Raw genomic sequence first — 14,714 nt, 5'->3', positions numbered from 1 at the left:
ATACATTGTCTTTACCATGTTTCCCTGAAATTTTGTAATTATACAAGTAAGGATGAGAGAATCATTATTTATTAAAAAGAATTTAGCCCGTTGGAAATCTTATGAACAGGAGGTTTCCCAGGACCCCGACGAAATGGCCGAAAGGTTCACTACGATCGTGGATGATCTCGCTTATTCCAAAACTTTTTATAGTTACAGCAAAACGACCCAATACCTGAACGGCTTAGCCGCCGGGATGTACCAGTCTATTTACAGCACACCGATCAAGGAGCCGGGACGTTTCAAGAAATTGTTGATGTACCAAGTGCCGTTGATCGTTGCTAAGTACAAGAAAGTTTTTCTTTTTGCAGCCCTGCTTTTTATGAGCATTTGTATGCTCAGCGCTTTCTCGGCATCTGTTGACGACACATTTGTTAGGGGGGTATTAGGCGACAATTATGTAAACATGACGGAGGAAAATATCGCGAAAGGCGATCCATTCAATGTTTATAAAGATAGTAATGAGCTGATGATGTGGGTGCAAATCGCTAATAATAATTTGAACGTGGCTTTGAGCTCCTTCGTTATGGGCGTATTGCTGGGTTTGGGCTCGCTGTATATCCTGGTGAACAATGCTTTTATGGTCGGGGCATTCCAATATTTCTTCTTTGCCAAGGGTTTGGGGATGGCCTCTGTGCTGGTGATCTGGATTCACGGAACCTTGGAAATATCCGCGATCATTATTTCCAGTGCAGCCGGGCTTATACTGGGATATAATTTATTATTCCCCGGTACTTTGAAACGCGTTGAAGCCCTTAAAAGAGCTGCGTTCGAAGGCTTAAAGATTATGTTTACGATTATCCCTATCATCACGTTGGCTGCTTTTTTAGAAGGGTTTGTTACCCGGCATACTGAAATGCCGGTATTCTTAAGCACATCCATCTTGGCTATTTCTTTTGTCATTATTATAGGATATTATGTTATATGGCCTATCCAACTGGTAAGAAAAGGTTTTTCATTGGATGAAAAAGGTCGCGTGTTGTTCCCGAAAAATTGATGAGCTTATTTGTTTTTGCATGAAACATCCGTATTTATTGATCTATATGCTTACTTTATTGTCCTTGTTTTGTGCCGGGGATATAAAAGCGCAACGGCTGAACACGTTGGACAGTGTTTCCTATGATCAAGATGAAGAGGTATTTATAGATTCCGTTGCGGTAGATAAACAAGGCATCCAACATTACCAGGATGAAGCAGTGGAGCCTGATACCACCACCTTGGAAGGGCAGGTAAGGCTGTTGTGGCCAGGAGGCTTAGCATATGATCAAAATAATTTCGGGGAATTTCAGGATGGGCAAGGGCGTTATTTCTATAATAATGTTCGTATTCATACAGGCAGTCCTGCCGGCTTGAAAGAACTGAAAGAGGACAGCGATATGGATTATGAAAAGGATTTAAGAGCGCTCGATCCCGAGCATAAAAAAGATGCGAAACATTTCCCTTTAACTATCCCGATTTTAATGAGCTTTTTTATTGTAGCATCGATTGTTCTTATCGTAGTAATCGTATATAACTCCAGGGGAACGCTGCGGAGAATTTTTAAATCTTCTAAAAATAATACATTTAGCGCGGCTGGAGTACCGGATGCCGAATCAAAAGTTGATTATCGATCATTAGCGGATGCCGCTATGAAAGAGGCACATTGGGCGGAAGCTGTCAGGTATTTGTACTTATATACGTTACAGGTGCTAGCAAGCAGTCAGAAGTTAATTTTACATAAGGATAAAACCAACAGGGATTATGTCAACGAACTTTCCGGCACCGAACTTCAAATGCCGTTCCTTGCCTTGACCCGGCAATATGAAATAACTTGGTTCGGCAAAAAGAATGTGGACGAAGCCCGGTTTTCTGACATCAGGTTTTCCTTTCAATCATTTCTAAAATCTATAAATAATACCGGCCATGAAATTTAGGTTTATATGGATTGGATTGCTGGTATTATTAGTAGTAATCATCATATTCGGCAGTGTTTTCCAGGGGGGGATGCGTAATAAAAGAAAAGTGGAAGATTTTAACGCAGCCAGCGCCAGTTTCGAGTACCGCGATAAAAAACCTTACGGTAGCTTCGTTGCTTATAAGCTGCTAAAGCAATATTTAAACGGGGCGAATCACGGCACCTTGCACCAAATTGTTAAAAAACCTGTTGCTGAACTATTTAAGACGACGTTCAACCAGAATGCATTATACTGCATTATTGCTAATAACCTGTTTTTGTCGGCAGATGATGTTGATAGATTGGGGAATTTTATCGAGAATGGAAATGAAGTATTTATAGCGGCTACAGATCCTGATTCCTTACTAGCAGAAAGGTTGCACTTTAACTATAAGGCGGGTATTGTAGACAATGGGGTATTCAATAAAAAGCTACATACGGTTCAAAATTTTGTAAATAAGAACTTCGGTAAGGATACCTCTTTTGCCTATAAAGGGATTTATAATAGCGGCTACTTTACCGCTGTTGATACCGCGGTTACAACCGTATTAGGTACTAATGAAGAAGGGAAGCCGAATTTTATTAGGATCGTTCATGGAAATGGGGCCGTTTATATTTCATTAAATCCTTTTGCCTGTACTAATTATTTTTTACTGCATGGAGAGAATCACCGCTCTTTCCGGAATATGATGGGCTACATACCCGATTCCAAAAACATCGTCTATTGGGATGAATACTATAAACATCAATATAGCCGGGAGGGGAAAGATTTTGATAACTGGTCTGTATTGATGCGGTATCCTTCGATCCGTTGGGCATTGATACTCATTTTGTGCCTGATGATTTTATTTGCCCTTTTTGAAAGTAAGCGCCAACAGCGCTATGTGCCTGCCGTGGAACCGGTGCTGAATAATTCCCTGGATTTTGTAAAAACACTCGGTAAATTATACTTTAACCACCATGATAATAAAAACCTGGTACATAAGATGACGACCCAATTCTTAGATCATGTAAGGAATAAATATTTTATAGACACGAAGTACCTGGATGAGAATTTTGTAAATCAACTCGCAAGAAAATCGAACCAGCCCAGGGAAGAAATTCAATTATTAATTAACATGATGCATAACCTGCAACTGGAATTTGAAGTTTCAGATAAACAGTTGGAGATGTATTATCAAGCTTTATATAAATTTTATCAAATAGCATAATAAATGGAAGAGAATACAACATTACAACCCAATGCTTTTGAGACAATGTCGAATACCATCCAAAATATTAAAGATGAAATTTCGAAGGTGGTAATTGGACAGGATGCTTTAATCGATATGCTACTGGTAGGCATCATCGCCAAGGGGCACCTGTTGGTTGAAGGTGTGCCGGGTGTTGCTAAAACATTAACAGCGAAACTATTGGCCCAATGTATCCACGCCGATTTTTCCAGGATACAATTTACGCCTGACCTGATGCCTGCCGATGTGCTGGGTACCTCGGTCTTCAATGCGCAACAGCAGGTATTTGAATATAAGAAAGGCCCGATCTTCGGAAACATCGTGCTGATTGACGAGATCAACCGGGCACCTGCTAAAACCCAGGCTGCTTTATTTGAAGTGATGGAAGAAAGGCAAGTGACCAACGACGGGCATACGCATAAAATGGGCAACCCGTTCATGGTGGTAGCTACACAGAACCCCATCGAGCAGGAAGGTACTTACCGGTTACCGGAAGCCCAGCTCGATCGTTTCCTGTTTAAATTGGAAGTGACTTACCCGGGGCTACAGGACGAGATATCTATGTTGCAAGCAGCAAACAGCAACAAGCTGGGAGATCATGCTTTGCAAAGTGTAAAACCGGTAGTTACTGCCGCTGAAATCATTGCTTTGCAGGACAAGGCGGAACAAGTATTCGTAGAAGAACATATTATCCGTTATATCGTTCACCTGGTGAAAGCTACCAGGGAAAACGGGTCCCTGTTCATGGGCGCATCTCCCAGGGCTTCTATTGCGGTATTGGCGAGTGCCAAGGCTTATGCATTGGTTGCGGGTAGGGATTTTGTTACACCAGATGATGTGGTGACCGTGGTTCCGGCCATCTTGAGACACCGGATAGTACTGACTCCTGAAAGGGAGATGGAAGGAATAACCACGAATGATGTGATAGCTGAAATATTAAAATCGGTGGAAGTTCCACGTTAAATAACACGATGAATCGGTTGAAACATTTTTTTGCTTCATTATACCTTAAGCAGCGTACATACCTGTCATTGCTGCTCGTGATAGGTTTTTTCTTATTATCCTTCTTCTTCCCGGGGCTGTTTGAAATTGCCATCGGGTTATTCTTTTTATGTTGCGCATTAGTGTTGGTCGATATTTTAGTGTTGTATTTACCGGGTAACGCGATACAGGTTGAAAGGGATATCGCGGACAGGCTCAGCAACGGTGAAGAAAACCCCGTTTCACTGCTGGTACGGAGTAACTACCCGCTGAAAATGCAGCTGGATGTGATCGATGAATTACCCTTTCAATTGCAGGAAAGAAACTTTAATTGGAAAACCTCCATCGATGTAAATGGTACTACTAAGTATAATTATATGCTGAGACCGGTTGAAAGGGGGGAATATAAGTTCGGTTATGTAAACGTGTATGTCAATTCTTTTCTTGGCTTGGTAAAAAGAAGATTCCTTACCGCTGGGCAACGCACCATAAAAGTCTATCCCGCATTCCAGCAACTGAAGCAATTGGGTTTTAAAGGCGCTAATAATTTATTGCAAGATAGTGGTGCGCACCGCCATAAAGTAATGGGCTTCAGTATGGAATATGACCATATCAAGGAATATGTGCAAGGGGATGATATCCGTGCATTAAACTATAAAGCCTCGGCCAGGCGGGGGCATTTGATGGTCAATAGCTATACCGAGGAGAAATCGCAGCAAGTATATTGTGTTATTGACAAGAGCCGCAACATGAGGATGCCTTTTAACGGGCTTACCTTGTTGGATTATGCGATCAATGCCAGCTTGATTTTTAGTAATACCGCTATCAATAAAGGTGATAAGGCAGGTTTAATTACTTTTAGCGACCAGCAGCCGGAATGGTTGAAAGCTAGCAATAGGAAAGTACAGATGAATGCGATCCTGGAAAAATTATACGCGCAAGGCACCACCTGGTTAGAGTCTGATTACGAGAAGTTGGTTTCAGGGCTGAGGAAGAATATCTCGCAACGTTCCCTGTTGATATTGTTTACCAACTTTGAATCGGTTTCTAACTTGCAGCGACAAATAGCATATTTGAGAACCTTGGCAAAATATCATCTGCTGATGGTCGTATTTTTTGAGAACACGGAATTGAAGTCTGTTAGTGAACGGCCTGCAGAAAATATCGAAGGGATCTATACGCAGGTAATCGCGCAAAAAATGATGCACGACAAAAAATTAATACAAAAGGAATTAGCCAAATATGGTATCCTGTCTTTATTGACCGCCCCCGCTTCTTTGACAGTAAACTTGATTAACCGTTATTTGGACCTAAAACAAAGAAGGGTCATTTGATCGGGTTCGACAATTAAATTTGCTGATGCTAGTTTCCAAACCGCCAGTGTTCAAAACCTGGTTTTCCGTGTTTGGTCTTTGAATTTTATCTCGAAATAACCTAGCCTCCCTCGCTAGTTCAAGCTTCCAAGCTGGGACTCCCAAATGGAGCAGCGCTCAATTGAGAGCGTATCTTGTTCGGCAGCATGGGAAATCCATTGAATGGCGTTTATGGTGCAAGGTGTACGTGCCTTTTTGTTTCGGGTACAATTGTAAATATCCTCAATTGTGCGTAGGTCCGAGCTTGGAAGCTCGAACCAGCAAGAGTTTAGTATTCAGACTTGAACCAGCAAAAGTTTTAGTATTCAGACTCGAACCAGCAAAAGTTTAGTATTCAGATTAAATTAGTATTTAGGTACAGCATTCAAAAAGCGAATACGGGTTTCGAACCAGTATAGATTTTCAGACATTCAAATGCAGTACTACAAAGATTTTAATTGTAAGATAACGGCTTGTTGAACCTTGTTTAAATTACTAGGTAGGCCAACTTTCATCAGGTAATCGCCGGAATAAGTTTTGCCATTTGCCTTGTTAATAGCTTTCTGTCCTTGTTGAACTAGTAATTCTTTAACAAGATATTTTTTTCCTGGATCCAAACCTTTGAATTTTATATTTTCAGCAATCTTGGAATCGAATAGTTTCTTGATCCTGAACATGAATATAACCGCTTCGGCCTTGTCATTGGCAGCGTACATCCATGAAGCGACGTTGTGATCATAAGGGGATTGTAAGCGGTATAAATCGCCCTGCCAAACAGTTTGCTGTATAGCTTTATATTCATGTAATGCTTGTTGACATAAAGCTAATTCTTCGGCATTTAATTTTTTAGGAACGAGGTCAAAGCCGAGTCTGCCGGCCATTGAAACAGCCAACCTGAATTTTAATGGAGCATCTCCCCACTCCGTTACATGTGCGCTGGTGGCAATACTTGGGAAGAAATAGGAATATCCCCATTGAATGAATACCCGTTCGGTTGCGCCTGTGTTATCACTCGGCCAAAACTCGGTAAAATAAGGCAGAGCCCCGTAATCGACCCTTCCTCCACCACCCGAACATAGCATAATTGGGAGTTCAGGATATTTTTGTCTTACCCTATCCAATACTTTATATAAACCGTTTACGTAATCGACATACAAATTACTTTGTTGGTTTCCTTCGAATTGTGAATAAGCATTTGTTACCATCCTGTTACAATCCCATTTGATATAAGCAATACCGGGGTTTTTGCTCATCATATCATCTACGATGTGATAAACAAAATCTTGTACGGTAGGATTAGTAAGATCCAGTACTAATTGAGAACGGTAATAATGTTCTTCCCTATTAGGCAATTTTATAATCCATTCGGGATGTTTTTCGTACAGCTCACTTTTAGGATTTACCATTTCCGGCTCTAGCCAAATACCGAATTTTAAATCCCTTGCTGCCGCTTCTTTAACAAGGTAACCGATGCCGTGAGGCAATTTGGCTTTATTTTCCTGCCAATCGCCCAGGCCGGCGCGATCATTATTCCTAGGATATTTATTGCCAAACCAACCATCATCTAACAAGAAGAGATCCACGCCCAGTTGCTTCGCATCATCAAACAGGTTGGTCAACTTTTCTTCGTTGAAATCAAAATAGGTCGCCTCCCAGTTATTCAACAAGGTGTACCTGCTACCATGGCCATTCAGAACGCCATAATCCCTTGCCCATTTATGGAAGTTTCTGCTGATCAATCCCTTCCCTTCATTGCTATAGCTAAACAAAAATGCCGGCGTTGTAAATGTTTTTCCCGGCAGCAGATGATACTCGGCGCCAAGTTCATTCATCCCGGCCAGTATTCTAAGCTGGTTAATTTCATCCACTTCGAAATCCAGTTTAAAGTTGCCAGACCAAGCTAAAGTACCGCCGATAACATCACCATATTCTTCAGTAGAAGTCCCGTTTAAGGAGATTAAAAATGATGGTGATTGATACATATGCGCACGGGTCTCTAATTGGCTGGATAATGTCTTTTTCCCGGCAGTCAAGTTGGTGCTTTCCATTTGCATTTCGGCGGCCCAATCGCCATGAAAATGTTCTAAAGTATAATTGCTCGCGCTGACACTTAATGCAGCTGAAGCATACTGGTATAAAACGATTGGCTTTTTCTCATGATGACTAACGGTTACCCATTGTGCTATTACATCGGAAGACAAGTACGCCTTGAAATGTAAATCGACTTCTACCGGGTACTTGGGGTCATGCAAATGAATGGTGGTTTCCTCGACGCCCGGTGCAACAAGCAGCTGTTGATGAGATTTATATACGAGCGCCAAAGAGGGATTCCCATCATTGTGAACCGTCCTGATGGCAGGGGTGAATAGATATTTAGTTCCGAATGTTGGATACGCCTCATCCCTGGTGCCAGGCAACAAGTAATAATCTGCCGGGTTCTTCAGCGCCTGCCCATAGTAAATTTGGTGCAGGCTCCCATCCTTTTCTTCGTGAAAAACAAGCCCGGTATGAGCCGTTTTTATAACAATGTAGCCACCCTTCTGTGCAATGGTCGCAAATGGAATACCTAAGGCCAGCAGAAATAGGAATAATATCTTTTTCATTAAATGTATTTTGTACGCTTATAATGTACTTGCAATATAAAAATTTCTTTGGGAAGAAAGGGAAGAAAAGAAAGAAAAGAAAGAAAAGGAAGATGGCGCAAATGACAGTCCAAAAAACCAGGCTCGAATCCCAGGTTATATCAAAACAACATCCGCGATAAAACATTTTAAGGTAATAGATAGGTATGAAACATTGATCAACCGTGAAATATCAAAAACAACATCCGCGATAAAACATCTTAAGGCAATAGATAGGTATAAAACAATGATCATCCGTGTAATCCCTAAATCCGTGTCCTTAAATCCGTGAAAAAGAAAGGGCTGCGCCTAAAAAGGGGCAGCCATTACAGTACAAAAATTAAACAATAAATCACAAAGCTAGATAGGCACCATCAATAGGGTAATAAGAACCCGTAATAAAAGATGCCTTGTTGGAACTGAGCCAAACAACCAGTTCCGCGATTTCTTCCGCCTTACCCAACCTCCCGATGGGGTGCAATTTAACCAGGGCTTTTTTCATTTCTGGATCCAGGTTATTTAATAAAGGTGTGTCAATAAAACCGGGCCCAACCGCGTTAACCCTTATGCCTTGGGAAGAATATTCTATCCCGGCGTTTTGAGTTAATCCTACAACTCCATGTTTGGCTGCTACATACCCGGCAGAATTGGCAAAGCCTACCTGTCCTAAAATAGATGCCATATTTATAATTGCACCGCCGCCATTTTTCAGCATAGCGGGGATCTCGTATTTCATACAGTAGAATACGCTGCTCAAATTAATCGCGATAATTTTATCGAAGTTTTCGATACTATAATCCGCGACCGGGTTTGCTTCACCACCGATGCCTGCATTGTTACACGCGGCATCTAATCTACCGTAAACTTTTACAGTTTCGTCTATCAAGTTTTTGCATGCTTTGGGGTCAGCAACATCGCATGCAATAAAAGTAGCGTCACCGCCTTTTGCCTTGATATCGTCCACGGTTTGTTTACCATGTTCCAGGCTGATATCACTGACTACTACTTTAGCCCCATGTTGGCTGTACAGTTCTGCTGTAGCCTTTCCAATCCCTGAGCCTGCGCCCGTAACAACGGCCACTTTTCCCTGAAAAAGTTGTTCCATATTGAAAAGTTAAGATGTAAATATTGCACTCATGGGGAATGCCTTGCTATCTGTTATTAACCGAATGATTATTCTCGCACAATTTTTAAATCAATCCATCTTGCTGGCCGATATTCTGAAGTAACGTTAAATTAATAACAAATTCTATTTACAAATGTTTTATCGAACGGAACATTCTTCACAGAAACTTTTTCGAGGGATGAATATAATAAGAAAGTTATATCTTTTGTTCCTACGAAAGTGTTAATTTCCACTATCAATGACGTAGAAAAATGAAGAATTTCTTTGACCAGGCAGATGCTGCCACTATCATTTCCAGGGTACAACATATTAACCCGGCTTCCACTCCCCACTGGGGCAAAATGACTGCGGCACAGATGCTTGCGCATTGCAATGCCGCCATGGAAATGGCCTTGGGAAAGAAGCAGGTTAAAAGGGCCTGGTTCAGTTACTTGGTAGGTTGGTTGGCAAAGCCCATGTTCCTGAATGAGAAACCCTTCCCCAAGGGCCTGCCTACCGACCCTTCACTTTTGGCAGGGGATGGCAATGGTGTGGAAGAAGAGAAAAATAAGCTCATCGGGCAAATCCAGGAATTGGCCAGCGGTGGCCCTGGAGTTGTAACAACAGCAGCCCATTCATTTTTTGGTAAACTAACTGCTGAACAATGGGCCAGGGGCATGTACAAACACCTGGATCACCATCTACAACAGTTCGGCGTATAAAAAAAATCCCGCGATTACTATCGCGGGACAAGTATGCTTTGGCATTAGCCACCTTATTTCTATTTCAAATAAGAGCGGAGCATCCAAGCCATTTTTTCGTGTTTCTCCATCAAGCCGGTAACAAAATCACTAGAACCAGCATCGTTATGGGTTTCATCAAACTCGCGGATACATTCACGGATGAAGCGGATAATTGTTTCATGATCATCTAACAAATTCTTCAATTGTGTTTTCTGATCGTTCGTGTATTCCGGCTCCAACAAATGTGTCAACTTGAGGAAATCGGCAAGGCGCCCTACGCTATAATGTCCCAATTGGCGGATCCTTTCAGCCACTTCATCGATCATTTCTGCCAGGTCGCCATATTGTCCTTCATAAAATAGGTGCATCTCCGAGAAATTCTGTCCTTCAACATTCCAGTGATAGTTTCTCGTTTTAGTATATAAAATACTTTCGTCTGCTAATAGCACTTGCAGTTTATCAGCTACTGCTTGTAAATTTTTTTCGGGTACACCAATGTTCACTTTCATTGTATAAGATTTTTAAATTAAAGATGTTGTAATGTTTTTATAAATCGATTAGGGCATATACTTGGTTATTCATATAAGGCCCCCCGGGATGGCGCGCCGTATAATCTAAGTTGATCCAATACTCTCCTTTCATTTCATGATAATATAACTGTTTTACAGGCGGATTGTTGAATAAAAGGACAATTGCTTGTTTCAAAATTTCAAAGTCATCCTTATTGCCACAATACAATTCGGGGTAAGCATGGCCTTTTACCAGTACAATCCTACATTTGGCCCCGATACTTTGCATACAGGAAACCATCAGGATTGAATGATCGTCACAATCACCCCCTAAACCATTCCGGATAGTTTCTTGCGGGGTGGCAAAATACTCATCCCTTTGGGAGTCATTCACATACTTAAAGTTATTACGAATATGTTTATATAAGCTCAAAAACCGTACTATTTTACCATATTTTGAAAAATATTCGTCAAAATCTGTTAAAGAATACTTTACAGCATAATTTCTAACGACGGAATCCTGGTCATTGACTTTTTCCCTGATACCCCTTACGGTTTTGTCATAATAGGTCTCTACCCTTCTTGGATACAAGCTGAGTATATCTTGTTGTTTTTGATCTTTAGCACCCCAGTTACCCTGGACCATCCCCTTATAATCGTTGATCACGTTCGTGAATGTATAGCTTCCAATGAAGAAATTGTATACTAAAACGCTGCAAACCAATACAAATGCCGGTATCATCAAGGGTTTGAAGATCCATAAAATGATCCTGGTTATCAAGAACGCGATCAAGAGGGATATAAATAAATCTATATGGATGTCCCCGATGATAACGGGTGGAATAAACCGGTTTAAAAAGGGCGCTAAAGGCAAAATAGTCAACAGGCTCAACAGGTTTAACAAGAAAGTTTGAACCGTAGTATATCTTGAATCTTCATTCGCCATGCTGCTTTTTGTAATAAAATTATGCCAGATTTATGGATATTTAAAATATCGATAGCCTTATAGTTTAAGATTTTTGGCTGCCTTAACTGCGTTGGAATTTCTACCCATATGCCTCCCTGCTTGGTCTTTTATATACTATTTACCAGTAAGGCTCATACTTGGTTGACTGTCATTGTTGTCCGCCTAAAATGGCATAAATTTACTTGGATGCCTTACCTGGTCAAGGACCTAAGCGAAGGATGATCTATTCAGCCCAGCCAACAAAACCGTGGAACTTCGCACTGTTAATAGCGAAGTCATACAGTAGTACAAAGAAATGTGCAGGTGGACATTGAATCGAACTTTTGAGGTAACGATAATTTTTACATTGAAAATTTAGCCGGACAATAATGGTAGATTGTTATAAATAAAAAGGGCACCGTAAAGAATTACAGTGCCGGTTTGATCCATGATTTTCTTGTAAAAAACGTTTGCCAGTAGGTGTACTGAAAAACTAATCTTGGAGTTCAACATGAACCATGGACGATTAATTTCTCTGGTTTATTGATAAATAAAGTTTGATACAGCTTTTTTGAACGTAGTATTTTTTTGTATTAAGGCAACTTGTTGCATCGCCAATTCGGTTTGATGTTCCATATTAAGATCTTGGTAAACCTTATTCAATATGGTATAATTAATCAGGGCAAATAATTTGAAGTCGAGTTTTTGCGCCATCTCCATCGCTGATTCTGCCAGTTTGATAGCCCTGTTGTAGTCACCGTTCTGGTAGCAAATTTCCGCGCCTATTATTTTTTGTAAAGTTTGTACATGCTTGGTACTGAATTGATCCGCCAAGTTTAGCTTCAACACCCTGTCGATATGCTCATGAATACGCTTCCCTTCCTTGGTATTGCCTACCCGTAAATGGGCCTGTGCTTCCCAGCAAAGTAGCGTTAGCCTGAATACATCTCCCTTGCTATAAAGCATTTGTGGATACCTTTCAAATAATCGTTGCGTGAAGTTTAGCAGCTGCTGGTAATCACCCATCAACAAGAAAGCGAAGCACATCGCTTTACAAACAATCTCTTCCGCCACGCCAATTTTCTGTCCGCCGATCAACCATAGCCATTTGCAATCGTAAATTTTCTCCTTGATATCTTCGTTGACTTCCCCGAATTTGAGGTATTCATATATAAACAGGAATATCTCGTAAGGTTGGATGGACATGGCAGTCAACGCCTCGTCATCAGCCGTCAGTTTCCTGATATTGGTCAACTCGAATTCACATGATTCGGCATCGAGTTGCATCAGGGCCATCACGAAAAGATTGCTGCGTATCTTCAACTTGTCTTCAGTAGATTCGGCTAATCCCAAGAAGGTATCCAGGATTTTTTTCTTGCGGTACTGAACAAAATCGTCGTTCACGAAACCGCTGATGGGGTGTTTTTTGAAAAAGCCGATGGGGAAAACTTCTTCCAGCGCAACCGGTTTGCGATCCTCCTGGTTGTGATGTAACACGATATACTCCAGTATTTGGGAGCGCTCGTTCGTTGTTAAGGGAAGTTTCAGGATAGCGTGGATACATTCATACTGTTGCTTGTTGATGCAGCAGCGCACGAGCCAATTCAAGACCGATATCCTGAAACTCGAAGGGGGAAAATATGATAGGATATGGTTGAGCATATCTTCTCGCACATGTTCGCCGTAATTTTGATAGAAATGCATTGCGACGAAATATTCCAGCATAAAATTATGGGTAAACCGGACCTTCACATTAAACATGATTTCTTGGCTCAAGTTTTCTTCAACCAGGATATTATCGGTTACCAATTCTTTATATGCCGGGAAGAGATCCGTGTTTTTATTTAAGAGTAAAGCTTTATCTGCATATAAACCGTTTCTTCCATAATCGAGTAATTGTAATAATTTATCGATGATGGCAATTTTGAAAGTATTTTTATTTGACTGGAACACCCTGTTCTGGATAAATTTGGACGCAATCTCGAAAAGGCTGAGCCTTTCATCGAAGAAGCCGTCCCCGTGTTCTTCGTTCAATTGACAGAATAGCTGTAAATAATACGGGTGTATTAATTTCTGCAAGAAAAGGTCTGATAGCTGTTCCACTTTTTGCGCATCGAAATGATAATGATTCAAGACCGATTTCATTTCTTCCTTGCTGAGCAGTGGTATGTTAATATTAGTTTCCTCGTCCATTTTGCGACCCATGAACCAGAACTTGCGGAAGTTGGCGTAATGTTGGGATCTTTGAAAAAGCTCCGACCAGGTACTTGACCTTACCGAGAGGATTACTTTCACCCATGGGTGTTCATCGTTAGAATAAACAAAATCCTCCAATTTGGAATACAACATTTTAGTTTTATCACTACCGAGGTTCAATTCGTCAAAGCCGTCAATAATTAGCACCAGCTTACCGCTGCGGGCTTGCGGGTTATTAGAGAAATATTCCCTTAGGTTTTCTCCCGGGCCAAGATTGAGTTGATTATCGAGCCAATTGGCTAGCGAAAAGCCTTTCATCATAAGACTTCCGGCAGCATGGGCATTGATAAACCAGCAAATGTCTTCCGTATGCGCGGCATTTTGGTTAAACCAGCAATGTTCAACAGCATGTACAAGGGAGATTGATTTTCCCCAGCCTGGGGGAGCAATAAAAACAGTGGCCGGGTAATCACTGTTCAAGAACCGTTCGATGTGTTGAATCGTTTCCTGTCTTACCACGGTGTAGTTGAAAGGGATACCGGAGCGATTTTTCAGCGTTTGAATGGTGTACTGAGAAACCGCGTTGGCCTTAGCTTTGAGCTCCATCCATTTGGAGGTGCAACCTTCGATTGTAGGAGAAGGCGCAATAGATGTTTTAATAGTTGCGGCGACATTCTTTGATTGGAACTCGTCCCAATCTTTATAGCCACAATAATGCGACAAAGTATTCAAGGTGTACCTTGAAAAACTATGTTGTGCTGCTGCAAACCCGAAGAATCGCTTTAACGTTGTTTCACTCACGATTTTCGTTGTTCTTCCCAGGATGGCTGTTGATAATGGTTTACATAGCCCGGGAGTAATGTTGTCCACACCGAATTGACGCAAGACTTCGTTTTGGAGCATCACGATGTAATCGTAGGATAAATCAATCATAAGGGGACAATTAATGGATATTCTAGAGTTAATAGAAATTATGATGATAATATACAGTTATCTAGTTCCACACAAGAGAATACTTACGAGGATAATGAACGGCTAGATTTACATTTTTAAAAAT

Annotated in this window: 11 protein-coding genes; 6 read left to right on the top strand and 5 right to left on the bottom strand. The window is 41.1% G+C overall.

Annotated features, from left to right (window positions below; all coding sequences use genetic code 11):
* Positions 1 to 52 precede the first annotated feature (52 nt).
* The 5 genes from COR50_RS04040 to COR50_RS04020 are packed head-to-tail and all read left to right on the top strand — an operon-like array spanning position 53 to position 5,519.
* Positions 53 to 1,036 (top strand): stage II sporulation protein M, encoded by a 984-nt coding sequence (locus tag COR50_RS04040; protein ID WP_098192799.1) that lies wholly within the window; start codon positions 53 to 55, stop codon positions 1,034 to 1,036.
* A 19-nt stretch (positions 1,037 to 1,055) separates the two neighbouring features.
* Positions 1,056 to 1,952, top strand: a complete 897-nt coding sequence (locus COR50_RS04035; protein WP_098192798.1) for a hypothetical protein — start codon at positions 1,056 to 1,058, stop codon at positions 1,950 to 1,952.
* The gene (locus tag COR50_RS04030; RefSeq protein WP_098192797.1) at positions 1,942 to 3,183 is read left to right on the top strand and encodes a DUF4350 domain-containing protein; all 1,242 of its coding nucleotides are present in this window, start codon (positions 1,942 to 1,944) and stop codon (positions 3,181 to 3,183) included. The genes COR50_RS04035 and COR50_RS04030 overlap by 11 nt, the downstream gene beginning before the upstream one ends.
* A 3-nt stretch (positions 3,184 to 3,186) precedes the next feature.
* Positions 3,187 to 4,167, top strand: coding sequence for an AAA family ATPase (locus tag COR50_RS04025; protein ID WP_098192796.1), 981 nt, complete (start codon positions 3,187 to 3,189; stop codon positions 4,165 to 4,167).
* A gap of 8 nt (positions 4,168 to 4,175) precedes the next feature.
* Entirely contained in the window at positions 4,176 to 5,519 is a 1,344-nt protein-coding gene (locus COR50_RS04020) for a DUF58 domain-containing protein (RefSeq protein WP_098192795.1), read from the top strand.
* Positions 5,520 to 5,980: 461 nt separating this feature from the next.
* Here COR50_RS04020 and COR50_RS04015 read toward each other — a convergent pair whose 3' ends face one another.
* Positions 5,981 to 8,140 carry an alpha-galactosidase gene (locus COR50_RS04015; protein WP_098192794.1) on the bottom strand — a complete coding sequence of 720 codons (2,160 nt, stop codon included), beginning with the start codon at positions 8,138 to 8,140 and terminating at the stop codon, positions 5,981 to 5,983.
* Positions 8,141 to 8,510: 370 nt separating this feature from the next.
* Positions 8,511 to 9,263, bottom strand: coding sequence for a glucose 1-dehydrogenase (locus COR50_RS04010; protein ID WP_098192793.1), 753 nt, complete (start codon positions 9,261 to 9,263; stop codon positions 8,511 to 8,513).
* A 272-nt stretch (positions 9,264 to 9,535) separates the two neighbouring features.
* Between COR50_RS04010 and COR50_RS04005 the strand changes: the two genes are divergently transcribed.
* The gene (locus COR50_RS04005) at positions 9,536 to 9,985 is read left to right on the top strand and encodes a DUF1569 domain-containing protein (RefSeq protein ID WP_098192792.1); all 450 of its coding nucleotides are present in this window, start codon (positions 9,536 to 9,538) and stop codon (positions 9,983 to 9,985) included.
* Between the two features lie 59 nt (positions 9,986 to 10,044).
* On the opposite strand, the gene COR50_RS04000 is transcribed toward COR50_RS04005, so the two are convergent.
* From COR50_RS04000 to COR50_RS03990, 3 genes are all read right to left on the bottom strand, one after another.
* Complete coding sequence (locus COR50_RS04000; protein ID WP_098192791.1) at positions 10,045 to 10,515, bottom strand: Dps family protein; 471 nt, start codon at positions 10,513 to 10,515, stop codon at positions 10,045 to 10,047.
* A 37-nt stretch (positions 10,516 to 10,552) separates the two neighbouring features.
* Positions 10,553 to 11,461: a transglutaminase domain-containing protein gene (locus COR50_RS03995; RefSeq protein ID WP_098192790.1), complete on the bottom strand. Its 909-nt coding sequence runs from the start codon at positions 11,459 to 11,461 to the stop codon at positions 10,553 to 10,555.
* A gap of 540 nt (positions 11,462 to 12,001) precedes the next feature.
* Complete coding sequence (locus tag COR50_RS03990) at positions 12,002 to 14,590, bottom strand: NACHT domain-containing protein (protein ID WP_098192789.1); 2,589 nt, start codon at positions 14,588 to 14,590, stop codon at positions 12,002 to 12,004.
* Between the last annotated feature and the right edge of the window lie 124 nt (positions 14,591 to 14,714).

It is taken from the genome of Chitinophaga caeni, assembly GCF_002557795.1.
GTDB lineage: Bacteria > Bacteroidota > Bacteroidia > Chitinophagales > Chitinophagaceae > Chitinophaga > Chitinophaga caeni.
This window is presented reverse-complemented; position numbering and strand designations above follow the sequence as displayed.

Excerpts from the sequence above, each read along its gene's own strand:
- COR50_RS04040 (WP_098192799.1), top strand. The coding sequence starts at position 53 with ATGAGAGAATCATTATTTATTAAAAAGAATTTAGCCCGTTGGAAATCT.
- COR50_RS04015 (WP_098192794.1), bottom strand. The coding sequence starts at position 8,140 with ATGAAAAAGATATTATTCCTATTTCTGCTGGCCTTAGGTATTCCATTT.
- COR50_RS04030 (WP_098192797.1), top strand. The coding sequence starts at position 1,942 with ATGAAATTTAGGTTTATATGGATTGGATTGCTGGTATTATTAGTAGTA.
- COR50_RS04020 (WP_098192795.1), top strand. The coding sequence starts at position 4,176 with ATGAATCGGTTGAAACATTTTTTTGCTTCATTATACCTTAAGCAGCGT.
- COR50_RS04025 (WP_098192796.1), top strand. The coding sequence starts at position 3,187 with ATGGAAGAGAATACAACATTACAACCCAATGCTTTTGAGACAATGTCG.
- COR50_RS03990 (WP_098192789.1), bottom strand. The coding sequence starts at position 14,590 with ATGATTGATTTATCCTACGATTACATCGTGATGCTCCAAAACGAAGTC.
- COR50_RS03995 (WP_098192790.1), bottom strand. The coding sequence starts at position 11,461 with ATGGCGAATGAAGATTCAAGATATACTACGGTTCAAACTTTCTTGTTA.
- COR50_RS04000 (WP_098192791.1), bottom strand. The coding sequence starts at position 10,515 with ATGAAAGTGAACATTGGTGTACCCGAAAAAAATTTACAAGCAGTAGCT.
- COR50_RS04010 (WP_098192793.1), bottom strand. The coding sequence starts at position 9,263 with ATGGAACAACTTTTTCAGGGAAAAGTGGCCGTTGTTACGGGCGCAGGC.
- COR50_RS04005 (WP_098192792.1), top strand. The coding sequence starts at position 9,536 with ATGAAGAATTTCTTTGACCAGGCAGATGCTGCCACTATCATTTCCAGG.
- COR50_RS04035 (WP_098192798.1), top strand. The coding sequence starts at position 1,056 with ATGAAACATCCGTATTTATTGATCTATATGCTTACTTTATTGTCCTTG.